Raw genomic sequence first — 26,140 nt, forward strand, 5'->3', positions numbered from 1 at the left:
AGTGGTGCCCCCAGTCGGACTCGAACCGACACATCCAAAGGATACTGGATTTTGAATCCAGCGCGTCTACCAATTCCACCACAGGGGCAATGAGCAAGGAATATCCGTATTGCTATAAGCATAACAATTGCCCTCGTCAAGTACTGTAATCATTATTTTACTTTTCATCATGTAATAATGGTGTAGAAGAGAATGAATTAAAAATTGGACGCAAATAAAATGCTTCGAAAACTTTATGATACGACTATTACGCTCGCAGAACATCCAAAGGCACTCTGGATTTTGGCAATTGTCTCATTTGCAGAAAGTTCCTTTTTTCCGATCCCGCCAGATGTTCTTCTGCTACCGATGGTTCTTGCGGCCCCAACAAAAGCATGGCGTTATGCATTAGTATGTTCTGTATCATCCATTCTTGGCGGTATTTTTGGATACATCATTGGTGCTTATTTCTTTGATATAGTTGGTCAGCCAATTGTAGATTTTTATCATTTACAATCTCAATTTGAGAGCTTCAGCGCACTTTATAATGACCACGGTGCCGCTATTGTTGCAGTGGCCGGTTTTTCTCCAATCCCTTACAAGGTATTTACAATTGCTAGCGGCGTGACAAATTTAGATATCGCCACCTTTATCATTGCAAGCGCTTTGTCACGCAGTGCGCGTTTCTTTTTAGTGGCCGCTTTGCCATGGAAATTCGGTGAACCAATCCGTGAATTTATTGAAAATCATTTGGGTAAGTTAACACTCATTTTTAGTATACTTTTGGTTGGCGCATACTTATTACTGAAGTATATTTGAGGCATGATGATTCAGATTAAGAAATTATATGGATGGACGTTTGATAACATCCTGTTTTTATCATGGATTGCGTCGATTCTAATGCTTGGTGGTGCTTATGGCTTCGAACATATCGGCGGACTTTTTCCGTGTGATTTATGTTGGCCGCAACGTTATGCACATATGGCCGTCATAATATTTGGTACCTTTGCGCTATATTTTAGAAAAAACAATCCTGTAAAATGGTTACGGTTTAAGCTGATGACAACTTTCTCATGGCTCGTCAGTGTTGGATATTCAGGGTATCATGCGGGCGTTGAACAAAAATGGTGGGAGGGGCCAGACAGCTGCACATTACAAACTTCCGATACTAATATGTCTGTAGAAGATTTTATAAAATCATTAGACGATGTTACCTTTATTCGTTGCGATGAAATTCCATGGGAGATGTTTGGCATTTCAATGGCTGGATACAATTTTCTTATATCGTTATTTATGCTTATTATGTTAACATTAAGCGTGCGAAAGGATATAAAGAAATGACCGACCTAAAAGGAAAAAATGTTCCGAACCGCTTAAGTAAAAAAGAGCAATTAGACCGTATCATACGTGTTGATCACGCGGGTGAATATGGTGCCGTTCGCATTTATGAAGGGCAATTAGCCGTTTTTGGTGATAATCATCCAATGTCTGACACTATCAAACATATGAAAGAACAAGAAGACGTCCATTTAGAGCGTTTTAATAAACTTGTTCGTGAATATAATGCTCGACCCACTGTTATAACGCCGATTTGGCACGCGGCCGGTTTTGCTTTAGGCGCGGGTACCGCCCTAATGGGAACAAAGGCGGCAATGGCATGTACCGAAGCCGTGGAAGAAGTGATCGACAAACACTACGCCGAACAAATCGAAAGCTTAGATGACGATGAAGGAGCGCTTGCTGAAACCCTCGAGCAATTCCGCCAAGAAGAAATTGAACATCGTGAAATTGCCATCGCCAATGGTGCACAAGAAACACCTGGTCATGGCCTTCTTTATGGGGCAATTAAGTTAGGTGTTAAAGCTGTTATTAAAGTGGCTGAACGAATTTAATAATTAAGCTCAAACTTTCGCTAAGAATTCCATCGCTTTTTGTAAGCCATCGGGGCCTATATTATGCATCACACTTGGCGATACATGATTTTCAACATCAATCCCGAATTCTTTTAGCGCAATAAATGCTTCATGCATCATTTGGACAGGCACCACGTTATCCACGTCACCATGAACAAGAAGTACAGGTGGTTTTGATGTAATTTCAGCTTCCCAATTTTCAGGAAGTGTCATGGCACCTGAAAATCCAACGATGCCTCCAATATCACTCTTTCGGCGCAATCCTACATGTAAAGACATCATGGTTCCTTGGGAAAACCCCACAAGAATAAGATCCTTATCTTCAAACCCATATCTTTCCAACTCCTGATCAATAAAATGATCCAATGTCGGGGCTGCCTTTAAAGTGCCGACTAATCTTTCTTCTTTACTTAAAGTACTGAGAGGGAACCACTGATAGCCATTTGGAGCACCGTAACAAATTTCGGGTGCATTTGGTGATACATAGACGGCATTAGGTAACGCCCGTTTTAAATGTGGTACGAGCCCAATAAGATCGTCGCCATTGGACCCAAAACCATGGCATAAAATAACCAACTTTTCCGGTTTTCCATTTTCCGGTTCAATACGGGGGCCATTTAATTGTGGTAATTCGCTCATGGTCGTTATACTTTCATAATTAATTTTCTAAGCACTTTTTATAGTAAAGGCCCGAATGACGCAAACTGATAAAGTCATAACACGATTTGCCCCAAGTCCCAGCGGCGCATTACACCTTGGGCACGCCTATAGTGCCAAACTAAATTATGACTTTGCAATTGAAAATGGTGGAGAATTTATTCTTCGAATAGAAGATATTGATCATTTGAGATGTAAAACAGAATATGAAAATAGTATTTTTGTGGATCTTCATTGGCTCGGATTAAAATGGCCTACGCCAGTGCGACGGCAATCTGATCATTTCGAAGATTACGCGGCAGCACTCAAAATTCTTTCTGATAAAGGGCTGCTTTATCCATGTTTTTGCACACGAAAAGATATTCGTGAAGAAATAAATGAAAGTACGCGCGCCCCGCATATGGGCTCCAAAATGGGGCCAGAAGGATTAATATATCCCGGCATTTGTAGGCATTTAACCGACAAAGAAAAAGAAGAAAAAATGAACGAAGGCATTCCTCATGCCATGCGCATTGATTTAAAAAAAGCATTGTCATTGGTAAATGAGCCGCTTTATTGGACAGATTTAAGAACAGGGACACAAAAAGCAGAGCCGGAATTAATGGGCGATGTCGTTTTGGCGCGAAAAGACTTTCCCACAAGTTATCATTTATCCGTGGTCGTCGATGATGATATTCAAAAGATCACTCATATCATCCGCGGCGAAGATTTATATTACGCCAGTCATTTTCAAAGGTTACTGCAATATTTACTGAACCTTAAGCCGGTTACATATGACCATCATCCACTACTTAAAACAAAAGATGGCAACCGACTTGCCAAACGTGACAAGTCCATTACCATTAATTCAATTCGTGAAAGCAGCAAGACCCCAGTTGATTTAGGGGCAATGATTAAAGAGTATCTTTAAATAGATTATTCTTTGTTGGCTTTTTCTTGTTTTTCTTTTTCAGCAGCGATGATTTTTCCTACTTCACCACCGACCTCATTATAAACGAGAAAGCTCAATACATATTGCGCAATTTTCCATGTGCCATCGATCTTTTCCAAAACACCTGACCCGCGAAAACGTCCACCATTGCGGTTTGAGATACTTGTTTCATCAAACCATGCCACAGATCCGGCTTTTGAAAATGCGATGACTTTTTTCTCAGAATGATATGACCAGCCACCATTTTTAAATCGCATATCAACATATTCGGTGAAGTCCGGTTTTAACGGCCAGCGTTCCCATTCATCCGTCCCAAGAAAGGCGCCTTCTTCTGTAAAATGACCAAGATAGCGATCTTTGTCAGCCTTTGCAGCGGCGTCATGAAAATCATCAAGTACAGCAATGATTGCCTTTTCATCTTCAGGGTAGCTTTGCGCAAAAGTTGGTGAGGCAATAAATGCTAATGCCATCAGGCTTAAAAATATTTTTTTCATACTCATTTCTATTCATCAAATACGATGTTTACGCGGCGGTTTCGTTTTCCTTTATTTTCAATTTTCGAAACACGTAAGCGTCCAATTTCAGAGGTATTTTTCACATGTGTTCCACCACACGGCTGAAGATCAACATTTTCACCAACATGCATTAATCTAACGCGTCCACCTTTTCGAGGTGGCTTAACAGACATTGTTCGAACCAGTTCCGGATTTGCATCCATTTCATCATCTGTAATCCAAGAGGATGAAAGATCGTGATTGCCTTGCTGAAACTCGTTGATCTTATTGGTGATTTCTTCCTTATCCAAAGTCATATCCTCAATATCAAAATCAAGGCGGCTTTTTACAGCGCCGATTTGACCACCAGTAACGCCACAAGGAACCGCTGCACAAAGTAAATGAAGTCCCGAATGCATGCGCATATGAAGATAACGCTTTTCCCAATCAATCGTAGCGGTAACGTCCGCCCCAACATCAGGCAGTTTTTGTCCTTCAGCGGGAACATGGACAATTTCACCCGTATCGCGGTCCGTAACAGTCGTCGCAATATCGATATCGTTTATTTTACCGCTATCTCCCGGTTGTCCACCGCCCGTAGGATAAAAAACCGTACGGTCAAGAATAATGCCACCAAGATCATTTATTTTTACGACCTTGGCATCACATGTTTTTAAATAAGCATCTTCGCGGAATAATTCATCCGTCATTAAAATAGTCTCCTTTAATAACGCCAGCTCGTTAAATCAGCTCCTTCAGGCGCAGATTCTTCGATGCGTTTTAAAATTTTATCCACATACATAAAATTATAATTTAAGCGCGAAATACCATTACCATTTTCATGGTCCCCGTTCCAACAATGTTCAGCTCGGTCCCCATAATCCACATCACCATTATAATATGGTGCTTTGGTATTTTCTAAAAATTCTTCTGTCAAATAAACGGCATTATTCAAGTAATAATTATCCATATCACCAACATAGATATTGATCTTACCTTCTAATTTTGGTCCAAGTGTGGCCCAATCACGTTCCATAATATGGCGAAGATCAAAGTTCTCTTTCCAATATTCAGCCACTTCGTGATCGATTTCACCCGTTAGCTTATTCCAAATCCGTTTTGGGTAACCATCTTCACCCATAGGGGAATAGGTCGCTTCCCAAATATCATACTGTCTACCGCTCCGACTTTTACTACCGATGACTGCTTCTAATCGATTATCATCAAATAAAGTATAGCCAATATTTCCTAAATAATCGCGACGACCAGGACGTGGTTTTTTACTGAAATCACTGTCATAGAAATAAGCATTCTTATCTTCATAAAGATTAAGTGCCGTATAAGCGCGAAAATCGATTGGATCAGGACATGCGGCAAAGGTCCCGTTATATTCATCAGGATAGAAAACTTGCACCGCTAATGCTTCCCATCCACCTGTTGATCCACCATATGTGAAACGAGACCAACCCTCACCAATACCACGGAACATTTTTTCAACGTGTGGAATTAATTCATAGGTTAGCGCATCACCGTATGGACCTTGGCTCGCGGAATTAACGGCATAACTATCATCATAATATGGCGTCGCATGTTGAATTTCGATGATAATAAAACGCGGGAAATTTTTACTAATCCATTTTTTATAAAAATCGTGCGCGGCTTGCGCTTGAACGATATTATATCCTTCAATACCAAACCTTGAACTATAGGTTGGTTCCATATTTGGGTCTGGTGGCGTTTCGCTAAATCCGCCAAAATCATATGGGAAATGCCCATGAAAAATCATTAATGGATATTTTGCTTCTGGGTGCTCATCAAAGCCTTCCGGTAATAAAACATTGGCACCAAGAATAACATCCTCACCCCAAAATTCACTCAATAACTCGCTCTTCATTTTTACATATTTTATGTATTTTGTATCCTTAGGGGGTTCGATGGGTGGAATTTCTTGATCCATGGTAATCTCGATATTTTGCGCACCATTTTCAGAAATCGTCACTTTCATAGGCTTACTATAAAAATTACCTGGCTTTCTATTCCATTTCTGACCCTCGCCCATTTCCGGCGGAAGTGATACGGTTTTACCATTGGAAAGGTGAAAATCTTTATAACGATTGATAATTGTCTGAACATAATAGTCTCCAGCAGGCATATCTTTCAAACTGTCAAAGGGATAACCAAGAATACCATTATCTATTGTTTGCGTATCACCCGGTTTCCAATCCGTAACATCTTTACCAAAAATGATCTGACCTGTTGCGCTTGGATTAATTTGAAAACGTGGTTCGCTTCTATCATTATTGGCAAACATTACCATTAGCCGACCATCTTGCTCTCCACCCAAATTGCTAGGGAAATCAACAGATACAGTAATATTGTTATTGGCTGATGCATAAGCAGTTAAACCAAATAACAAGCAAATCGAAATTAATAGTTTTCTCATAGGAAGCCCCTTTTATTTTTAAAGAAAATTATTATTACAGCATTTTTTATAAAATACCAGTGATGTACCGATAAAATACTTTATTCGATGAATGCTTATGTTAGACTGAATTAAAATTAAAGGAGAGAGAAATGAAACCTTGGCTTAACGTACTTTGGGTTGCCCTAGCTGCGGCGGGTGGTTACTTAACAGCGCTGAACAAAACTGGTGTTGAAGAAGCTCCTAGAACTATCACAGAAGTAGTAGAAATGGATCTTGGTGATACTATAAAAAATGCCAAACTTGTCGATTTAACACAGCGTATGGAAGAAGGTATGCCGCAAGGTCCATCAGGCAATGAGCCACCGACAATAAGGCCTTTTAAAGCATATGACGATGGAACTGCAGGTATTCATCGATATAATTTTCCCGGCCAATGGGGCACCCACGTTGACCCACCAGTCCACTTCGTAAAAGGCTTAAGAACACTAGAAGATATTTCTCTATCAGAAATGATTTTGCCGTTGGTTGTCATCGATGTTCATGAAAAAGTTGAAGCCAATAATGATTACCAGGTTTCAATGACTGATATTTATGAATGGGAAGAAAAATATGGCGCTATTCCCTCAGAAAGTTTTGTCGCCCTTCGCACGGATTGGTCAAAAAGATGGCCAAGTGCTGAAAAAATGAGAAACAGAGACGAAAATGGAGTGAGCCATTCTCCCGGTTGGAGCCGTGAAGTGATTGATTATTTAATTCTAAACCGTAAAGCCACGGCCATCGGTCATGAAACTTTAGATACTGACCCTGGTCTTCAAGCTGGGAATGGTGAATGGCCATTACAAACCTATTATATGGGGCTTGATAAATACCAAATTGAAAATATGAAAGCATTAGATGAAGTGCCTGAAAAAGGTGCATATATTATTGCGACTTGGGCCGTTCCAGAAAAGGGAAGCGGATTTCCCGCACGCGTTATTGCGATTATTCCCTAAAATATACATTCATCATACTGGAATTAATTCAACTCATACTTATATTTAAAGCAAATAATAACAGGATCGCTTTATGCAAACTATATTAGAAATTCTCATTCCCATAAGCATTATAATCACTGTAGGTATAATGTTTAGTGGCGCCTTTAGTATGACTAAAAGCGAAAGCGACGGCAAAAAAAGTAACAAAATGATGCGTTATCGTGTGTTGTCGCAATTCATATCCATTATACTTATTGTTCTTTATGTTTGGATCAGAAGCTAGAGTGAATTAATGGTTAAACTTGATAAAATATATACGCGCGGTGGCGATAAGGGTGAAACATCACTCACTGATGGAACACGCGCAAAAAAATACGCTCCAAGAGTAGAAGCTTACGGCAGTATTGATGAAAGTAACGCAATTATCGGTATTGCGCGTCTTCATACAGAAAATGAAAATGATAAAATGCTCTCACGCATTCAAAATGATCTTTTTGATTTGGGAGCTGATGTTTCCTTACCTCTTGGCACAAAATTTGAAGAACACGCCCTTCGGATAAATGAAAATCAAATCGAGCGATTAGAAAACGAAATTGATCAAATGAATGAGAATATTGCGCCTTTAACGTCATTTGTTTTGCCGGGTGGCACGCCTGCTGCTGCTTTTTTACATCAGGCAAGAACGGTTGTGAGAAGGGCCGAAAGGTTGCTCGTACGGGTCGCTGAAGAAGAAGAAATATCGCCCTATACAATCCAATATTTAAATAGGCTTTCTGATCATTTATTTGTAATGAGCAGAAAAGAAAATAATAATGGCAAAGACGATGTGCTTTGGATTCCGGGTCAAAATAGAACCTAAATAGAATTAAAGAATAAGAAAGTAGAAATTATGAGCGCGATGAAATGGAAAACGGCCCCATGGGATGACGTATTACTGCTTGAAGAAAGTTTAAACGAAGAAGAACGCATGATCCGAGATCAAGCAAAAGCTTTTTGTCAAAGTGAACTTTTGCCAGGTATTTTAGAAGCGAACCGTCATGAAAAATTTGACCGCAATATCCTGACTAAAATGGGAAAAATGGGTTTCTTAGGCCCAACAATAGACGGTTATGATTGTGCCGGCGTTGGTTATGTATCATATGGCTTGATCGCAAGAGAAGTTGAAAGCGTTGATAGCGGATACCGTAGTGCCATGTCGGTTCAAAACTCACTTGTAATGTATCCCATATATGCCTATGGGTCAGAAGAGCAAAAACAAAAATATCTGCCCAAACTGGCTACTGCTGAACTTATCGGCTGTTTTGGCCTCACAGAACCCAATTCAGGGTCAGATCCATCAAGTATGCAAACAAGGGCGAAATCCGTTGATGGCGGATATCTTCTATCTGGTACAAAAATGTGGATTACAAACAGTCCAATCGCAGATGTGTTTGTTGTATGGGGGAAAAATGACGATGGTATCGTGCGTGGCTATATCCTTGAAAAAGGAATGAAGGGATTAAGTGCCCCAAAAATTGAAGGTAAATTCTCATTAAGGGCGTCAGATACCGGTGAAATCGTTATGGATGAAGTATTCGTCCCAGAAGAAAACATGCTTCCAAATGTTGAAGGAATGAAAGGACCATTAGGGTGTTTATCAAATGCCCGCTATGGCATCGCATGGGGTGCGCTTGGTGCCGCAGAATTTTGCTGGCATGCGGCAAGGCAATATACAATGGACCGTAAACAATTTGGAAAGCCGCTTGCAGCTAATCAGCTTATTCAAAAGAAATTAGCCGATATGCAAACAGAGATTACATTAGGACTACATGGCTGCTTACAAGCTGGACGTCTGCTTGATCAAAAGATGCTTTCGCCGGATGCCATATCATTGCTTAAACGCAATAATTGTGGAAAAGCATTGGACATTGCCCGCACCGCGCGGGATATGCATGGCGGCAATGGTATTGCGGATGAATTCCACGTCATTAGACATGTTATGAACCTAGAAGCTGTGAATACTTATGAAGGCACACATGATGTTCATGCGTTAATATTAGGACGCCTACAAACTGGCATTAACGCTTTCTAGCTATGGCAGGCCCTTTATCCCATATTAAAGTGCTGGATTTAAGCCGTGTTTTAGCGGGACCATGGTCCACGCAAATTTTGGGGGATATGGGTGCCGATGTGATCAAAATTGAACACCCTGGAATTGGCGATGACACACGCCGATGGGGGCCTCCTTTTCAAAAAAATCTGAACGGCACCGCAAGTGATGCCGCCTATTTTCACTCAACGAACCGCAATAAAACATCGAAATCCATTGATATATCCACGACTGAAGGACAAGAAGAGATTAAAAAACTTGCTCTTGAATGCGATATACTCGTTGAAAATTATAAAGTTGGCGGATTAAAAAAATATGGCCTTGATTATGAAACGCTTTCAAAAATAAATCCGCGGCTGATATACTGCTCAATCACTGGTTTTGGACAAACGGGCCCTTATGCAAATCGTGCGGGGTATGATTTTATGATTCAAGCTATGGGCGGCTTGATGAGCATCACTGGTGACAAAGACGAAAATGGTGGCGGGCCACAAAAGGTTGGGGTGGCCATCGCTGATGTTATGACCGGAATGTATGCAACTGTCGGGATATTAGGGGCTCTTGCCCACCGTGATAAAACTGGCGAAGGACAATATATTGATGTTGCCCTTTTAGACACACAAATTGCTATGCTCGCCAATCATACGTCTAATTATTTACTGAGTGGAAATATCCCAAAACGTTTGGGCAATGAGCATGTCAGTATCGTGCCCTATCAAACTTTCAAAACAGCAGATGGCGATTTAGTGCTCGCGATCGGTAATGATAGTCAATTTGCATCTTTTTGCGAGACGACAAACCAAAACTGGTCAGAAAATCCACTTTATGCATCCAATTCGTCGCGCGTGGAAAATCGTGAAGAATTGATTCCTTTGATCGCTGAAATTATGATCACCAAAACGACTCATCAATGGATAATCCAACTTGAGAAACGCGGTGTACCATGTGGTCCTGTAAACTCGCTGGCCGATATTTTAAATGATCCGCATGTAAAAGAGCGTGGCGTCGTTACACAAATTAAAGATAAAGACGGTACTGATGTAACCGTTATAACTAATCCGATTAAATATTCAAAAACACCTATGGAATATAAGAAAGTTCCCCCTAAGCTCGAAGATTAGAATGTGCCTTGTAAGAAAACGGACCATTCTCGCACATAACGCCAATCCCGGTTTTCCAAACGACTTAAATCATTATATCGAATGTGATCATTATAAAATCTCATAGCCGTTGTATATTTTCGGTCTGTGATATGTTCAAACATGAAAATCAGTCGCATGTTATTACCAAGATTATATTCCACAAATGCTTCATATAAATCACCATTATCCGTTGAGGCAACTTGATCAATTTCATGTCTGGAACTATCGCTTTTAATCGTACCCTTAAATCCATATGAAAGGCCGATATCCGTCACATCATGGCGAAAATTAAATGTAAATTCATGTTCAGATTTCCATTTAAATGGACGTTCAACACCACTAAACTGGTCCACTACGTTTGTATCGTCCCACGTGTAATCTACACTCACAACGGCATTAGGTAGTCCGAAGAAACCAAGACGCACGCTCCCTGTTGTTTTTACCCCATATGAACGGGCTTTTGGAATATTGCCAGATCTTGAAATTGGATCAATGTCGCTACGTGGAATAGGGTTACCAAGATTATCTTCAAACTCTGTAAAGTCCACCAGTTCAATATAGTCGGTTAAATCACGGTAAAATAAATCTACTTGAATGGCACCAGCATCATTGGGAAAACGATGTTCATAAACTAAATTATAATTTAAGGCCTTTTCTGGAACAATACCAGTATTCCCTAGGCGCAATATATCATTATTAACATCATAGCTAGCAACAAAATTCTGAAAATCCAATTGACTAACTTTTCTCTCAATCGTTGCTCTTAACTGATCACGTTCTGTGAAATCATATCTGAAATCGACACGAGGTTTCAAAAAGCTGAAATTTGAACTTCGTTCAATATTTTCCCCAACAATTGGGACGGTTACAGAACTAATCTTAGAAAATTCACCGATCAGTGAACTTTGAAGCACGGCCGCTTGCGTAATATTATAAGTGTGGTTTGTAAATATTTCATAACGGTTTTCTTTAACCGCAACATCGTCATTCACATTAATACTGTATGCGCCTTGATCAAATCCTTCATTCGTAAATATCTTATCATAATTATTAATTGCTGCCTCTGCACCAAATTCGATTACCTGATTGCCAAAGATATTTTTTATAAAAGAGCTACGAAGAATTTTTTCTTTTCGAACACGATATTCATTATTTCTAAAATTAGGGATATCATCACTATCAAATACATTACTATAAATCGATGTTTTATCACTGCGGTCACGGTTGGCGATAAAAAGTGTACGCCATGTACCTAATACATCAACTTTTTTAGTGAAATCACCGCCAAACTCCCATTTATCAGTGGTTTGGTCCTCGTTCCAATTTTGATTTTGACGGGCTTCATTGATATTTTGACTAAATCTCGGTTCTAACTTTCGATAATTACCTGGCTCATATTGACCATTCAGTCGATATTCATCACCATTTTCCGCATTATAGGTAAGATTACCATTAAATCTTAGGTATTTTCGTAAGTTATCCGTGTTTCTGCCTGTATCAGCGGCTTTAACCATTTCGGGGGTAAATACTTCATCAAGACGGTGCTCAATATGTTGTCCCTGTTTCGCTTCGATACCGACGATATAATCAAATTTTCCTCTCGTCGCATTATGGGAAACCTGAAGGTCCGGTGAAAATAAATACCCTTCTGATAATCGTCCGCCCGCTCTCCAGAATGTACTGGATGTGGATTCGTCTTCATTCATAATAATATTTACAACTAGACCCTGACTTTGGACATCAACATCGCTTGACGCCCCACGAATAATTTCAACTCTTTCAACTTGTGATGCAGAAATACGTTGTAATGTACTATTGATATCATTCGCTTTACCGGAAATACGTTTGTTATTGATCAAGATTTGATCACCACCAGAGCCAAACCCCCGTTCCTGTTGGCCACCGCGCTGCGTTCCACCAACTCGACGGTTCGCATCTAAAATTGCCTGTACACCCGGAACCCTTTGCAACATTTCAAGCAATGTCGAAGGTGCGTATTTGACAAAATATTCTTTATCATAAGCCACTACTGATTGATCTTCTGATGTTTGTGCCAAAGAAGATAATGGTAGTAATGCGGCGGAACCTAATAAGGCTGCCGTGAGTAATTGCTTATACATAAAAAATGTCCCCTAGAACTTCGTCATTCTATATCCAATGATCCCCGATATTATCAATGCTTTTCTTTTAAACGGTATCTTTATCATAATAAAGGCGGACAACATGTTCTGCTTCGGCAAAAAAGAGCCAGCGTTCCGCCATCATGCCCCCCAAACAAATTAAAGTAATAAGAATGGCGACCGGCAATCCTATATAAAGAAGGACGGCAGGAAGTATAAAGCCACACCCAAGAGCTAACCAACGCATCATCGCCCGTCTTTTTGGGCATAACTCATATCCCATTTCACGTTGAAGATAATTTTGTCCCTGATGGGCAGGCTCAAACGGACGAGCTTTACCGAAATCAGGAAGCCCAAGTGCATCTTCACGTTTATATTGACCTCGATGTTTATCGATATGTGCCCACGTCATAATTTTTACGGCAAGAGCTAAAATAAGCAAGGTAACGACCACCATATAATGCTGCCATCCAGCAATCATTATATAGGCCACTCCACCAGAGGATAACGCAAATATTTGATAGCCGATTTTTACCCAATTATTATGCCATGCTGGGATCGCCTTTAATGAAGCGTATATCATGCTGGTCGTGAAAACAGTCACAATAGATCCTAATATGCCTAAAACCGCCATTATAGGTATTAAAGCATTTAGCCCAAGATTTAAAAATTGATTTCCGCCAATAATCACCATAGGGCCATAAGTGAGGATCGCCATAATTCCTTCTCGACTTAACCATGACGTACGCCATTGGCTAAAGGCACGCCAAGCTCTTTCAGGGTGTCCTAAATGAATAGTCGAAGAAAGCAAACCGATCGTTACAAGAACAAAAGAAAATCCTGTGCCGTAAATAATTTGATCTTGCGTAAGCGTTTCACCCATCAAGATATTCGCACAGAGCCAGATAAATAAACCATACCCCATGCCTGAGAAAGTTGTAAAAATAATAACGGAAAGTGCTGGGTGCATTTGATTATCCTGTAAAATCTAACATCGCCCATTTCGTTAGGGCGTCTTTAACAGATGTCACTTTTTCAGTGAGTTTTTTATTTTCTTTTTGTTCACGTTTCTCAGGTGCCAAATATTGATTAACTGGCTTCGTTTCCATTTCTGGAAATAAATCACGCGCATCACCTTCAGCTGCCAATTGAGAAACATTCGAGTTGGGGTCCGCAAAATCACCGAAATGACGCGCACCAGCGGGACAGGTTGATACACATGATGGAACACGGCGCTCTTCTGGGATACTTTCGTCATAGATTTTATCAACGCATAAAGTACACTTTTGCATTACACCAGCCGTCGTATCATATTCACGTGCACCGTAAGGACAAGCCCATGAGCATAACTTACAACCAATACATACATCAGGATTAACGAGCACAATGCCATCTTCTGACCTCTTTAAAGATGCGCCCGTTGGACATACGGTGACACAAGGCGCATCATCACAATGAAGACAGGATTTTGGGAAATATACGGTTCGGTCCGTCTCCCCTTCTTTTTTAAATTCGTAACTATGTATGCGGTTATACCAAACACCACTGGGGTCATCGCCATAAGGTTTTAAATCTTCCATAGGGCCAGTGATGCCACTTGTATTCCATTCTTTACAGTTTACGGCACAGGCGTGACACCCAACACAAATATTCAAATCAATAAGAAGACCAAGCTTTTTATCTGTTTTTTCCGGTAAACAAGTCATCTTTACGCCTCCTCTTTTTCAGTTTTCACTGAACTATTTGTTCCAAGGGATCGTTCATATTCATCAAAGGATAACTCCTTATCAAAACCATATTGCAAGACATCCGGTCTTGGGTGTTTATCATAAAATTTAACGGGATCAATCAACGGCGATGTCACTTCATCAGCCTGGTTTTCGGCTCGTTCAATTTTCACACGGGCATCAAACCATGCCCCTTGTCCTGTGACAGGATCAGAATTCGAACGGGTTTCACCCTCATCGTTGGTTAAATTTTCCGATAAAACATGATTTAAAAGAAATGCTTTTTGTAACTCTGGTGAATTTTCATCCAGTGCCCACGCGCCGCGTCTTTTCCCAATAGCGTTCCATGTCCATACTGTACCGGGATTAAGGCCGTCCATATATTTTGCTTGCACTTTTACTTCGCCGTGCGGACTTTTTACCCATACCCAATCAAGATCATCGACCCCTAAGCCCTTAGCGGTTTCGCCGTTGATGTATAAATAATTTTGTGATGTGAGTTGCCTTAACCATGCATTTTGACTACCCCATGAATGATACATATGCGCAGGACGTTGCGTTAGCGCAGAAAGCGGATATTCGTCGCTTTTACTGTCCACATGCTCTTGTACAGGATACCAGGTTGGCACAGGATTAAAATATTCTTTTATTCTTTCACGTGCATGTTCTGGTGGAAGATGTTCGCCGTATCCTTCAGCCGCAAGATGGAATTTTTGCAACATCTCATTATACACATTTAAAACAATGGGTTCTGGTGATCCCATCCATCCCATTTTGGTGGCGGTTTCCAGATATGCTTTATTTGCAAAACGGTTATATTGCTCTGCTTCCGGTAGTTCAAATTCCCAATAACATCCATTTTCGATATATTTTTTAAGCTGGTCTTGGTTGGGCTCTCCCTTACCTTGGCTTTCGCCGTCTTTTCCACGCCAACCGGAAAGTGGCCCAACGCCCGGTGCCCTCTCATGATTTGTCAAATAATCACTATAACCGCCGGGATATTGTGGGCTTCCGTCATCTTTTACCATACCAGGCAAACCAAGACGCGCACCAAGATCAAGAATAACATCCTGAAACGGCCTTACGTCACGGTCTGGCTCAACAACCGGTTGACGAATTGAATCCGCTGCCGCTTCTGCAGTGCCGATCGGCCGATCCAGCATCGATATCGCATCCCATCGTTCAAGATAAGTTGTATCAGGCAAAATTAAATCGGCATATGGGACTGTTTCAGAATAAAATGCGTCTGAATAAATAATATATGGAATTTTATAGTCGCCTGTCTCAGGATCTTTATCCGTCATATATTTAATAGCGTTTTCAACATTCATTGACGAATTCCACGCCATGTTTGCCATATACATCATAAAGACATCAACCTTATAAGGATCTCCTGCCCATGCATTATGAAGCGACATATGCATCATACCATGAATGGCAAGCGGATATTCCCAAGAAAAAGCTTTATCTAATCTTGTTGGTTCACCATTTTCATCAACGGCAAGATCTTCTGGTCCAGCGGGAAATCCAAGAGGTTCCGCTTCGCAAACTTCGCCGGGTGCGGCTGAAAACCGAGCATTTTTCTTATGTGGCGGTGTAGGTCTAGGAAATGGTGGTTTATATTTAAATGACCCCGGACCATCAATAGCACCAAGCAAAGTTTGCAATAAATGGATCATTCTGCATGTTTCAAATCCATTTTTATGAGCGGCAATACCTCGCATTGCATGAAAAGAGACAGGTCGACCTATGACTTGATCATGCTTATTGCCATAACTGTCGGTCCATTCCTGATCGATGACGATTTCTTCACTAAAGGCTACTTCAGCAATTTCTGCCGCTATACGTTCTATATCGGTCGCCTTTATGCCCGTTTCATTTTCAACATTTTCCAGATTATATTTTTCGCTTAAAAATTCTTCTATTATGTGCTGAAATGCTGGCGTGGCTTTTGTTCCGTCCCCAAGTTCGTATGTCCCAACCATCGCCGGATTTGATGTACCAACTTTAAATTCATCAACGGCCTGCTTTTTAGTATCAAAACACATCGGCTCCCCTGATCCGTTTCTGGCAAAAAGACCATGATAGGCTGTGCCTGGCGCATCAATTACAAGCCACGGACTATTGGTATATCGATTTAAAAAATTCCAATCAATTTTTTCGGCTTTTATCAATTCCGCAATTAATGCACCGACAAATAATCCATCTGCACCTGGCCTAATTCCTAACCACTCATCTGCAATGGCGGCATATCCAGACTGTACAGGATTAACAGAAACATATTTGGTCCCTTTACGGGATTTAATCGTCCCAATACCTTTTTTAATTGGGTTGGAATCGTGATCTTCTGCAACACCAAACATTATAAAATATTTTGTCTGATGCCAGTCCGGCTCACCAAATTCCCAAAAGGAACCGCCAATTGAATAAAGTCCAGCAGCCGCCATATTGACTGAGCAAAAACCACCATGTGCCGCATAATTATGTGTTCCGAATTTTGCAGAGAACCAGCCCGTTAGTGCTTGGCTTTGGTCTCGTCCGGTAAAAAAAGCTAATCTCTTTGGATCTTTTTCTCTAACGGCACGTAGCTTCTCGGTGGCCATTTCCATGGCCTCGTCCCATGAGATTTCTTCAAATTCACCACTTCCCCTTGGACCAACTCTTTTTAAAGGAGCGGTCAATCTTGCTGGTGAATAATGTTGCATAATACCGGCAGAGCCCTTAGCACAAAGCACACCTTTATTCACAGGGTGATCAGGATTTCCTTCAATATATTTTACTTTACCATCTTTAAGATGAACATTGATACCACAGCGACACGCACACATATAACAAGTCGTTGTTTTTATTTGATCGCTACTTTTATTTTTCATGAACTAAACCACCGGACCCCTCACGTTAATTATTTAGACATTAACATAAACAAAAAAGTATATTTTTTTAATATTCTACCATAACACCAAATCTGTAGAATGAAATCCCACTTAAAACATTATTATAGAAATTCTTTTTAGTTATTTTGCGAAATCCGCACTCTTATGACAAGAATTAATCAAATAGAAATTAAAATTTTCTTTTAAATTTATGACCATAAGCACATGAGTTGATCCATTCTTTTTTTTCGACCATAATACGAAGATACTTACAAGGGAGGAACTCATGCGTACTATCACCGCTATTTTATTTCTAACTATGTCGTTTTCTATAATGGCAAAAGCACAAGATATGGCCAAAATTGAAGCCATTAAAGATGAAGTAAGCCTATCCGTCGAAAAAATGAAAAACTCGTTCAGGAAATTGTAGATAGCTTATTCAGCTTTTCGGAACTTGGGTTTCAGGAGTATGAAACGCAACGATACATCAGTGAAGTTTTGTTAGATAACGGTTTTCGCGTTGAAAAAGGTGTAGCGGGATTGCCATCTGGGTGGATTGCAAAATGGGGTAGTGGTCACCCTATCATTGCTTTGGGCACAGATGTAGACGGAATTCCAAAAGCATCCCAAAAACCTGGCGTCGCTTATAAAACCCCTCTTATAGAAGGGGCTCCCGGACATGGTGAGGGTCATAATTCCGGTATGGCCGTTATTATCACAGCGGCGTTAGCGTTACAGGATGTCATGATGCGAGAGAATTTGCCCGGGACGCTTGTCATATGGCCGGGCATCGCCGAAGAGCTTTTAGCAGGAAAAGCATTCATGACACGTGAAGGGTTATTTGACGATGTTGATGCAGTACTTTTCACACATGTATCAGGAAATTTAGCGACCTCATATGGTAAAGCAAACGGTACCGGCCTTATATCCGTAGAATATACCTTTAAAGGAGAAAGCTCACATAGTGCGGGCGCCCCTTGGCGCGGTAAAAGTGCACTTGATGCTGTTGAGCTCATGAATGCTGGCTGGAATGCGAGGCGCGAACATTTGCATCCACTTCAGAGATCCCATTACATTATTTCTGATGGCGGTGATCAACCAAATGTCGTGCCACAAACGGCATCGGTTTGGTATTATATTCGGGAAATGACTGCGGAAAATATTCTAGAAAATTATGAAAAATTGAATAAAACCGCAGAAGGCGCCGCATTAATGACAGATACCACCGTATCGCACCGTGTGGTTGGTGGTGCATGGCCGCGCTTTTTTAACAAGCCAATTGCAGAAGCTGTCGATAAAAATATTCAAGCCGTAGGCATGCCTAAATGGGATGCCAAAGATCAACAATTTGCGAAAGCTGTGCAAAAGCTTGCAAACACTGAACAGACCGGCTTGAAAACGGAACCCAATGAATTAACCGGCCCATCAGCATATCCGATTAGTGGCGGATCAGATGACATTGGCGACATTTCATGGTTGGTGCCTACTATTAATTTACGTTTTCCTGCGAACATCAATGATCTGGGTGGGCATAATTGGCGCAATACAATTGCTATGGCAACCCCGGTTGCACATAAAGGGTCCGTTGTCGGTGCCAAAGTCATCGCAAGGACACTTGTTGATTTATTGATGAACCCACAGATAATTAAAGATGCCAATGATTATTTTCATAACGTCCAACTAAAAGATACTAAATACGTGCCTTTTATAAGTGCCACAGAAAAACCAGCAATTGAGAAGAACGTAGACATCATGGCTAAATTTAAGCCTGAACTTAAAAAATTATATTATGATCCAAAGAAATATAATACTTATCTCGAACAACTTGGAATTACATATCCAACATTACCGTAATCAACATAAAGGGCGACTTATTAGTCGCCCTTTTTAATTTTGTTGTTTAATAAATAAAGTAGTGTTCCTAGAGCGACAAAAGAAAATAAATATATCCAATTGCGCAGTTCAGATTGTGTCATCGCAAAAATACAAACGCATATTCCGATTACAGGAATGATATAACCACCCGGAATTTTAAAAGCATTTTGGCGTTCTTCTTCTGTGGCATTTTTTCTTACCCGAGGAAGGGCCGAAATACTTATGGCATAAGCGATCATACGGGCTAAAGTACCCGCAACGGCGAGATAGACAAATGTTCCGGTGGTCGCCAAAATCAATACCAAGCCACCCTGAAATAGCAAAGAATTTGAAGGAGTATAATATTTCTCATGCACTTTTCCAAACCACATTGGTAGTGTGCCTTCTTGGGCCATTGCAAAGGAAGAACGAGAAGCAAAAAGCACAATGCCCGCCACATTACCTAGGATTGAAAACATTGCTACAAATATAATAAATGTACCACCCATAGGCCCCATTAAAACGCGCCCAAGTTCAACAAGTGGCGCATCGCCATTATTTGGTGGCGCTACTGACACATATACTAGCTGCAATAAAAAGTAGATAATTGTTGAGAAAACCAGAATAATAAGCAAAGCAATCGGCAAAGTTTTTTTCGCGTTCTTAGTTTCACCCGCAGAAGCAAGTGCAGATTCAAATCCCGTGAAAGCAAAGAAAATTAATAGGACGACGGCGCCAGTATTATCCAAGTAAGGAATATCTCCCGGCACCCAATTTTCAGCAGGTATATAACTTAATCCTAATAATACGAGTAAGATGAGCGGCAGTAATTTTAGATAAGTTAAAACACTTATTGCACCTATGGCGCGGCGAACGCCATATATATTAATTGCGGTTAAGCTCACCACGATGAACGCGATGAATATATTTCTGATTAATCCGGGTTCTACCCCATGCCATAGATAGGCCCCATAATCGAATAATAAATTGATGTTGGCTGCAAAAGCGGCAATACGGCCAATATAAAGAAGCCATCCTGTTTGAAACCCCATTAATGGGCCGTATGCTTGCGACACATATTTTATCGGCCCTCCCGTATCACTAAAATAGCTGGAAAGGGCCGCAAAAGACCAAACAACCGTTAAAGTAAGAAAGCCAAAAATAAGAATAAGCCAAGGGCTAAAATCGCCAGCGGCATCAACCAATCTTCCGGGTAAACCAAAAATGCCAGCACCGATAATGCCATTGAGAACCAAGAAACAAGCGGCAACGATGCCGATATCACGTTTTAATGAAGCTTTTTCTTCGATGTATAATTCCTTTCTTGAATATAGCTATTAGCCTTTTTTAGCAAAAATAGAATTCGCAAAATATAAACCGCTACCAAGCACTATAAAGCCAATAATATATGCCCAGTTGATGATATCCGCTTGAACGATAGCGAACGTACAAACAATAATTGCAATAATGGGAATGAGATATCCAAAAGGAAGCAGCATTGCATTATCAAGTGTTTCCTGATCAGCTTTTTTCCTAATAACCGGTAATGACACCATGCAAATTATATAAGCGATCATTCTTGCTAATGTGCTTGCAGCAGCCAGATAAACAAAGGTACCAGATATGGCTAAGAAAAAAGCAAGAACCCCTAAAAACATGATCGAATTCGCAGGTGTCGAATATTTATCGTGAACTTTTCCAAACCACGCGGGCAATGATCCTTCTTCTGCCATGGCAAACGTCATACGGGGAGCAGCGACTACGATCGCAGTCGCATTACCAAGAATAGAAAAGATCGCCGCTATCACGATCATTACCACACCAATCGGCCCTATCAGAACTTCACCCATATCTATTAATGGCGTATCTCCGCCCAAATCTTCCACCGCATTGACATAAGTCCATGATATTAAGAAGTAAATTGCAGTGATAATAAAGATACCCGTGAATAAAGCCCGAGGGATGGTTTTCTTAGGGTCTTTTGTTTCACCTGCGGTGACAAGAGCGCCTTCAAATCCAACAAAAGCATATAGAATAATAAGTACAAGACCGCTTACTTGATCAAATTCAGGTACACCGTTTGGAAATGCTTTATCCGGAGTTATATGCGGAATAGCCAACACAATTAGCAAAAGTACGGGTAAAATTTTAATAAGTGTAATAACATTAATTGCTTTAACGGTCTTTTTGACACCCATAATATTTATGGCGACCAATCCGCCAATAATCATTAATAGTAAAAACCCACGCAACATTTCACTATCAGCTACTTTTGCTAAATCTAACGCATATGTAACCAATACATTGGTATTTGCGCCAATTGCAGTAACCCGCCCAATATAAAGAAGCCAACCCGTTTGAAACCCAACAAGCGGTCCAAAAGCACGGTTTGCGTATGCAACAGGGCCACCGGTTGTATTAAAATAACTTGCGATTGATGCGAATGTCCAAACGACTGACGATATAAGAACGCCAAATATTATAATAAGCCAAGGCCCCCAGATGCCCGCTTGTTCTACCAACTTACCGGGCAATCCAAATATTCCAGCCCCAATTACACCATTTAACACCAACAAGCCGACAGCAAATAAACCAATATCACGTTTTAGCTTAGCTTCGTTGGCATCTACATTCATCCCGCTACTCATAATTTTCCCTATATTTTTTTTGTGTTTTTATTGTATCCTCTCATGAACCATAATAAAAAAACCGCCATAAATATAACAAAAAATATTTTAACTTTAATTTTAGGACTTTTCGCATAATATATGCGAAGAAAATAAAACGAACACGGAATCAGCATGTCACTAGGTCTTGTACATAGAAAAGAAAAGCAAAAACGGCGCAATAAAAGGATATGGGCTTTTATTAAATTCGTCCTTGTCATCGGCATTTGCGGCGGCATCGGTTATTTCGCTCATGAAATCGGTATTTCAGTCGCACAAGAAGAAGTATTTCTTTGGAAAACACGATACGAAACCCAAATTGCTGAGAACAAAAAACTGAAAGTTGAACTTGGGCAAGATAAAGCTCAACTTGATCAATTAAACCAATTGCTTCCAAACGAAGAAATGAAAAGTTTAATTGCAACAGTTACGGAGAAAGCCAATTCAGGTGTCGAATTTAGCCGCATGGAAACCATCATAAATGGTGTGACTAAAGATGCATCTTGTTTCGCAGAAATTGATACAAAACGATTTATAGTCTTAACCAATTTATCAACAGAATCGGTTTCAACAGCAAGCTATTACCTTGGTTTAATCACATTAGCTGGAACAGGCACACCATCGTTAAACGAAAACGGAAGCCCTGAGGCATGGTTTGATCCGACGAAAGAAGTCACCATTAATTTTATGCTCGCCGGTGGTGAACAACAAGAAGTTTCGGGTACATTACCACTTTATCACAGTGTGATTACAAACGGTTTCGAATATCGATTTACTATCACGCCTGGTCGAACCAGTTTTGTGGATGCAAGCGTTCAGCAATGTAACCTTTAAAATTATCCTTTATCATTAGGGTCACATTCTTCAAGCCAGTCCTGAACATCAGGATGTGAAATAATAGCAGAACAATAGGTTTCAATTACATCGGGCAATTCAATTCCGTATCCTTTAAACCTAAATACCACGGGTGCGTACATCATATCTGCAATCGAATATTCACCGAAAAGGAATGACCCTTTTGCAGCATATTTATTTCGGCACTCTGACCAGATCTCTATAACCCTATCGATATCCTTTTTTAAGTCAGATGTCATTTCAGGTCTGTCATATTTATTTAAACAATCCATTGGCATGATCGATCTAAGCGCCACAAAACCAGAATGCATTTCGGCTGAAACCGACCTTGCGTGTGCCCTTTCTTCGATATCAGTTGGCCAATAACTAGTATCCTGAGAAATATCATTAAAAAATTCTGCGATCGCTAAACTATCCCAGACGAATTGATCTTCGCCGATTTTTAAAGTGGGTACTTTACCCGCTGGCGAAAGCGCATTTAATTTATCGTATTCACATTCGGGCCTTAAATTAATCAGAATTTCATTAAAATCGACGTTAGCATGCTTAATAGCAAGCCAGCCTCTAAGGGACCAACTAGAAACATTTTTATTACCAATTATTAAAGTGAAATTTGACATCATTTAATCCTAACATTTTTGATAAACTCTGATTACAATGGCACGATAACCCAGAATAAAAGGATTGCAAGTGTCTAAATATATCCACACCGGTAAAATTTCCAGTTTGATCAATAAAACTAAGAAACCGACCATTGCCATTGATATCGTTTTTAAAGATGATTTCAATAAATGGAATAAAGGGCTTACTAATAGTCAAAAGAAATGGGTTAAAACGAATAACTTTACTGCAACTCATGGCTCGCTCATTACGTTCACCGCTGAAGAAGGAAATATCGATTTTGTGGCTTTTGGTCTCGATAAAAATGAAATAGACCCATGGGTGTTTTCAAAATTATCATCTTCTCTACCAGACGGCCTTTATAAAATTTCAAATGAATTAGTTGTTCTAAATGCAAATCAAGCATCCTTTGGTTGGGCGATGGCGGATTATAAATTTGAAAGATATCTTAAAGAAAAGAAAAAAAGATCCGTTAAACTGGTCGTTCCCGATAATTGCAGTTATCAAAATGTATGCAGTTCTGTACGTGGCACATGTTTAACGCGGGATTTAGTAAACACACCAACATGTGATATGGGACCGCCCGAATTATCAGATGCGGCAAAAGAGCTCGCAAAAGCATATAAAGCAAAATTCAAAGTCACGGTCGGCGAAGAGCTTCTTAAAAAAGGATATGAAACTATCCATACAGTCGGGCGTGCCGCTGAAAAAGAACCTCGTCTTATTGATATAAGTTGGGGTAATAAATCTTCTCCAAAACTAACCCTTGTTGGAAAAGGTGTCTGCTTTGATACTGGCGGCTTAGATATGAAACCGTCTAGTGCAATGCTTATTATGAAAAAGGATATGGGCGGGGCCGCCCATGTTTTGGGCCTTGGTCAAATGATAATGGAAAGTGGTCTTGATGTTAGGTTAAGGATACTAATTCCTGCGGTTGAGAATAATATTTCTGGTAACGCATTTAGACCTGGTGATATTATTAAAAGTTATAAAGGCACAACCATTGAAATTGGCAACACTGATGCAGAAGGACGTTTAGTGCTTTGTGATGCCTTAACATTGGCCTGTGAAGAAAAACCCGAATTAATTCTTGATTTTGCCACCTTAACAGGCGCTGCAAGAGTGGCAATGGGCGCAGACATACCGCCATATTTTACAGACGATGATGAACTCCATAACGGTTTACAGCAACATATGAGAAGTGAAAATGATCCACTATGGCAACTTCCTCTATATGAACCTTATCGGAAATTGTTATCTAGTAATATTGCTGAAATCAATAACGTTGCCAGTACTGGTTTTGGCGGTGCTATCACGGCGGCCCTCTATTTAAAACATTTTGTTGATGACGGAATTTCTTGGGCGCATTTTGATGTTTATGCGTGGAATATGTCAGATCGTCCTGGACGTCCTAAAGGTGGTGAAGCCATGGGGCTTAGGGCAGTCATGGCATATTTACATAGTAAATATGCAAAATGATCAAGTCGCGAAAAAACAAAGCCATTGATAAATTATTGATTCCTTGGCATTATTCAGATCGTTTAGAGTAAAATTTAGTAACACAACGGGTATACTATGGAATTTGAACTTAGTGGTCACGCAGGGTTGCGGCTATGGAAACAAACTCTGACGAATATCGTTTTAAAAAAGGGTCCAGACCTGACAACAAGGCAACTCAGTGTAATGCTGATGGTTTATCTTGAGCCAAAGCAACACACCGTTCGCGGCTTGGCGGCCGCAATTGATGTTTCAAAACCCGTTATTACCAGATGCATAGACACGTTAAGTATTTTGGGACTGATAAAGCGAGTTAGAGATGAAAATGACCGAAGAAGCGTTTTTATTACCCGTACGGTTAGAGGGGCCGTCTTCCTTACTGATTTTGCTGAAATGATTGAAAAATCTAATGAAGAAGCTAAAGATAACTAACGTTTAAAACCTTGGGGGTGGGATATGACAAATATGGATTTAGACAAGCGTTTATTCGCCTATCGCGATGATATCGCCAATATTGAACTTAAAGGTAAAGTGACCTCAAAAGAATTTTTGGAAGGTGAGAAATATCAAGTCGCGACCGGTATTTCTCGATTATTTGCAATACCAGACGCGAATACTCCCTTGGTTAGTCAATTACTATACGGGGAATATTTTTTCGTATTTGAAATTAATGATGGTTGGGCGTGGGGACAATCCGTAAAAGATGGTTATGTTGGATACTGTTCACTTAATAGCCTGACACTCGATCTTCACGAAACCACACATCATGTCAGCGCCGTTAGCTCACATATTTACCCTGAACCTAATTTAAAAACTCAACCAGTTGATATGCTGCATATGATGTCTGATGTATCTATCATTGATGAAGCTCAGACAAACGGCTTCCTACCTTTAGCAGATGGAAATTGGGTTTACGCGACCCATATATCAAAAGATTATGGTAAAGATCCAGTTTCAGAAGCTCTAAAGTTTCTCTATACCCCCTATTTATGGGGCGGTAGAAGTAACGCTGGAATTGACTGTAGTGGCCTCATACAAATCGCTTATGCTTCTGTTGGAATAGCGGTGCCGCGGGATGCTGATCTGCAAGAAGCTGAACTTGGAATGCAGTTAAAAGAAGACAAAGTTCCTGAATATGGTGATCTTGCTTTTTTCCCGGGTCATGTCGGTATTATGCTTGACGATATGCATTTACTACATGCGAATGCTCATCATATGCGCGTCAGTATTGATCCTTTAAGAGATGTGATAGACATCGTGAGCTTTCAAACTGAAAAACCCCCTCTTAGCTCGATAAAGCGTATCTCCCTAAATCTTTAAAAA

At 40.3% G+C, this 26,140-nt stretch carries 26 protein-coding genes and 1 tRNA gene; 15 read left to right on the forward strand and 12 right to left on the reverse strand.

The window, feature by feature from the left end:
• Positions 1 to 2 precede the first annotated feature (2 nt).
• Positions 3 to 88 (reverse strand) — tRNA-Leu (locus tag ACTF6W_RS00885).
• A gap of 131 nt (positions 89 to 219) precedes the next feature.
• Here ACTF6W_RS00885 and ACTF6W_RS00890 point away from each other — a divergent pair.
• Genes ACTF6W_RS00890 through ACTF6W_RS00900 form a run of 3 tightly spaced genes read left to right on the forward strand, consistent with a single transcriptional unit; the run spans position 220 to position 1,871 of the window.
• On the forward strand, positions 220 to 798 hold the full coding sequence (locus tag ACTF6W_RS00890; RefSeq protein WP_438992653.1) for a YqaA family protein: 579 nt from the start codon (positions 220 to 222) through the stop codon (positions 796 to 798).
• A 3-nt stretch (positions 799 to 801) separates the two neighbouring features.
• Positions 802 to 1,320, forward strand: a complete 519-nt coding sequence (locus tag ACTF6W_RS00895) for a disulfide bond formation protein B (RefSeq protein ID WP_438992654.1) — start codon at positions 802 to 804, stop codon at positions 1,318 to 1,320.
• Positions 1,317 to 1,871 (forward strand): demethoxyubiquinone hydroxylase family protein, encoded by a 555-nt coding sequence (locus ACTF6W_RS00900; protein WP_438992655.1) that lies wholly within the window; start codon positions 1,317 to 1,319, stop codon positions 1,869 to 1,871. Before ACTF6W_RS00895 ends, ACTF6W_RS00900 begins: the two co-directional genes overlap by 4 nt.
• Positions 1,872 to 1,880: 9 nt before the next feature.
• Here ACTF6W_RS00900 and ACTF6W_RS00905 read toward each other — a convergent pair whose 3' ends face one another.
• A complete protein-coding gene (locus ACTF6W_RS00905; protein ID WP_438992656.1) occupies positions 1,881 to 2,531 on the reverse strand; it encodes an alpha/beta hydrolase in 651 nt (216 codons plus the stop codon).
• A gap of 55 nt (positions 2,532 to 2,586) precedes the next feature.
• Between ACTF6W_RS00905 and gluQRS the strand changes: the two genes are divergently transcribed.
• Positions 2,587 to 3,459: a tRNA glutamyl-Q(34) synthetase GluQRS gene (gene gluQRS / locus ACTF6W_RS00910; protein ID WP_438992657.1), complete on the forward strand. Its 873-nt coding sequence runs from the start codon at positions 2,587 to 2,589 to the stop codon at positions 3,457 to 3,459.
• 5 nt (positions 3,460 to 3,464) lie between these two features.
• Here gluQRS and ACTF6W_RS00915 read toward each other — a convergent pair whose 3' ends face one another.
• The 3 genes from ACTF6W_RS00915 to ACTF6W_RS00925 are packed head-to-tail and all read right to left on the reverse strand — an operon-like array spanning position 3,465 to position 6,417.
• The gene (locus ACTF6W_RS00915) at positions 3,465 to 3,974 is read right to left on the reverse strand and encodes a nuclear transport factor 2 family protein (RefSeq protein WP_438992658.1); all 510 of its coding nucleotides are present in this window, start codon (positions 3,972 to 3,974) and stop codon (positions 3,465 to 3,467) included.
• A gap of 8 nt (positions 3,975 to 3,982) precedes the next feature.
• A complete protein-coding gene (locus tag ACTF6W_RS00920; protein ID WP_438992659.1) occupies positions 3,983 to 4,684 on the reverse strand; it encodes an alanyl-tRNA editing protein in 702 nt (233 codons plus the stop codon).
• Positions 4,685 to 4,698: 14 nt separating this feature from the next.
• Positions 4,699 to 6,417, reverse strand: a complete 1,719-nt coding sequence (locus ACTF6W_RS00925; RefSeq protein WP_438992660.1) for a hypothetical protein — start codon at positions 6,415 to 6,417, stop codon at positions 4,699 to 4,701.
• Between the two features lie 131 nt (positions 6,418 to 6,548).
• Here ACTF6W_RS00925 and ACTF6W_RS00930 point away from each other — a divergent pair, with 131 nt between their 5' ends.
• From ACTF6W_RS00930 to ACTF6W_RS00950, 5 genes are all read left to right on the forward strand, one after another.
• The gene (locus tag ACTF6W_RS00930) at positions 6,549 to 7,391 is read left to right on the forward strand and encodes a cyclase family protein (protein WP_438992661.1); all 843 of its coding nucleotides are present in this window, start codon (positions 6,549 to 6,551) and stop codon (positions 7,389 to 7,391) included.
• A gap of 73 nt (positions 7,392 to 7,464) precedes the next feature.
• Positions 7,465 to 7,656 carry a twin transmembrane helix small protein gene (locus ACTF6W_RS00935; RefSeq protein ID WP_438992662.1) on the forward strand — a complete coding sequence of 64 codons (192 nt, stop codon included), beginning with the start codon at positions 7,465 to 7,467 and terminating at the stop codon, positions 7,654 to 7,656.
• Positions 7,657 to 7,665: 9 nt separating this feature from the next.
• Positions 7,666 to 8,232: a cob(I)yrinic acid a,c-diamide adenosyltransferase gene (locus tag ACTF6W_RS00940; RefSeq protein ID WP_438992663.1), complete on the forward strand. Its 567-nt coding sequence runs from the start codon at positions 7,666 to 7,668 to the stop codon at positions 8,230 to 8,232.
• A 30-nt stretch (positions 8,233 to 8,262) separates the two neighbouring features.
• A complete protein-coding gene (locus ACTF6W_RS00945; RefSeq protein WP_438992664.1) occupies positions 8,263 to 9,444 on the forward strand; it encodes an acyl-CoA dehydrogenase in 1,182 nt (393 codons plus the stop codon).
• 2 nt (positions 9,445 to 9,446) lie between these two features.
• Positions 9,447 to 10,583 (forward strand): CaiB/BaiF CoA transferase family protein, encoded by a 1,137-nt coding sequence (locus ACTF6W_RS00950; RefSeq protein ID WP_438992665.1) that lies wholly within the window; start codon positions 9,447 to 9,449, stop codon positions 10,581 to 10,583.
• Here ACTF6W_RS00950 and ACTF6W_RS00955 read toward each other — a convergent pair.
• The 4 genes from ACTF6W_RS00955 to ACTF6W_RS00970 form a co-directional block, all read right to left on the reverse strand.
• Complete coding sequence (locus tag ACTF6W_RS00955; protein WP_438992666.1) at positions 10,580 to 12,724, reverse strand: TonB-dependent receptor plug domain-containing protein; 2,145 nt, start codon at positions 12,722 to 12,724, stop codon at positions 10,580 to 10,582. The two genes, ACTF6W_RS00950 and ACTF6W_RS00955, sit on opposite strands and share 4 nt — an antisense overlap.
• A 67-nt stretch (positions 12,725 to 12,791) precedes the next feature.
• Positions 12,792 to 13,694 (reverse strand): dimethyl sulfoxide reductase anchor subunit family protein, encoded by a 903-nt coding sequence (locus ACTF6W_RS00960; RefSeq protein WP_438992667.1) that lies wholly within the window; start codon positions 13,692 to 13,694, stop codon positions 12,792 to 12,794.
• A 4-nt stretch (positions 13,695 to 13,698) separates the two neighbouring features.
• Positions 13,699 to 14,430 carry a 4Fe-4S dicluster domain-containing protein gene (locus tag ACTF6W_RS00965; RefSeq protein ID WP_438992668.1) on the reverse strand — a complete coding sequence of 244 codons (732 nt, stop codon included), beginning with the start codon at positions 14,428 to 14,430 and terminating at the stop codon, positions 13,699 to 13,701.
• 2 nt (positions 14,431 to 14,432) lie between these two features.
• The gene (locus ACTF6W_RS00970; RefSeq protein ID WP_438992669.1) at positions 14,433 to 17,324 is read right to left on the reverse strand and encodes a molybdopterin oxidoreductase family protein; all 2,892 of its coding nucleotides are present in this window, start codon (positions 17,322 to 17,324) and stop codon (positions 14,433 to 14,435) included.
• Positions 17,325 to 17,610: 286 nt separating this feature from the next.
• On the opposite strand from ACTF6W_RS00970, the gene ACTF6W_RS00975 reads away from it, so the two are divergent.
• Both ACTF6W_RS00975 and ACTF6W_RS00980 read left to right on the forward strand, forming a co-directional pair.
• Complete coding sequence (locus ACTF6W_RS00975; RefSeq protein WP_438992670.1) at positions 17,611 to 17,754, forward strand: hypothetical protein; 144 nt, start codon at positions 17,611 to 17,613, stop codon at positions 17,752 to 17,754.
• Positions 17,748 to 19,178, forward strand: a complete 1,431-nt coding sequence (locus ACTF6W_RS00980; protein ID WP_438992728.1) for an amidohydrolase — start codon at positions 17,748 to 17,750, stop codon at positions 19,176 to 19,178. Before ACTF6W_RS00975 ends, ACTF6W_RS00980 begins: the two co-directional genes overlap by 7 nt.
• A 20-nt stretch (positions 19,179 to 19,198) precedes the next feature.
• On the opposite strand, the gene ACTF6W_RS00985 is transcribed toward ACTF6W_RS00980, so the two are convergent.
• A complete protein-coding gene (locus ACTF6W_RS00985) occupies positions 19,199 to 20,488 on the reverse strand; it encodes an APC family permease (RefSeq protein WP_438992729.1) in 1,290 nt (429 codons plus the stop codon).
• Positions 20,489 to 20,515: 27 nt separating this feature from the next.
• Entirely contained in the window at positions 20,516 to 21,826 is a 1,311-nt protein-coding gene (locus ACTF6W_RS00990) for an APC family permease (RefSeq protein WP_438992671.1), read from the reverse strand.
• A gap of 153 nt (positions 21,827 to 21,979) precedes the next feature.
• Here ACTF6W_RS00990 and ACTF6W_RS00995 point away from each other — a divergent pair, with 153 nt between their 5' ends.
• Positions 21,980 to 22,678, forward strand: coding sequence for a hypothetical protein (locus tag ACTF6W_RS00995; protein ID WP_438992672.1), 699 nt, complete (start codon positions 21,980 to 21,982; stop codon positions 22,676 to 22,678).
• A gap of 2 nt (positions 22,679 to 22,680) precedes the next feature.
• On the opposite strand, the gene ACTF6W_RS01000 is transcribed toward ACTF6W_RS00995, so the two are convergent.
• Complete coding sequence (locus ACTF6W_RS01000) at positions 22,681 to 23,319, reverse strand: glutathione S-transferase family protein (protein WP_438992673.1); 639 nt, start codon at positions 23,317 to 23,319, stop codon at positions 22,681 to 22,683.
• Between the two features lie 70 nt (positions 23,320 to 23,389).
• On the opposite strand from ACTF6W_RS01000, the gene ACTF6W_RS01005 reads away from it, so the two are divergent.
• The 3 genes from ACTF6W_RS01005 to ACTF6W_RS01015 all read left to right on the forward strand — a co-directional run bounded on the left by ACTF6W_RS01005 (position 23,390) and on the right by ACTF6W_RS01015 (position 26,137).
• Positions 23,390 to 24,799 (forward strand): leucyl aminopeptidase family protein, encoded by a 1,410-nt coding sequence (locus ACTF6W_RS01005; protein WP_438992674.1) that lies wholly within the window; start codon positions 23,390 to 23,392, stop codon positions 24,797 to 24,799.
• Positions 24,800 to 24,895: 96 nt separating this feature from the next.
• Complete coding sequence (locus tag ACTF6W_RS01010) at positions 24,896 to 25,249, forward strand: MarR family winged helix-turn-helix transcriptional regulator (RefSeq protein WP_438992675.1); 354 nt, start codon at positions 24,896 to 24,898, stop codon at positions 25,247 to 25,249.
• Positions 25,250 to 25,273: 24 nt separating this feature from the next.
• Entirely contained in the window at positions 25,274 to 26,137 is an 864-nt protein-coding gene (locus ACTF6W_RS01015) for a C40 family peptidase (RefSeq protein WP_438992676.1), read from the forward strand.
• The last annotated feature ends 3 nt before the right edge of the window (positions 26,138 to 26,140 follow it).

It is taken from the genome of Pseudemcibacter sp., assembly GCF_965661635.1.
Classification (GTDB): Bacteria; Pseudomonadota; Alphaproteobacteria; order Sphingomonadales; family Emcibacteraceae; genus Pseudemcibacter.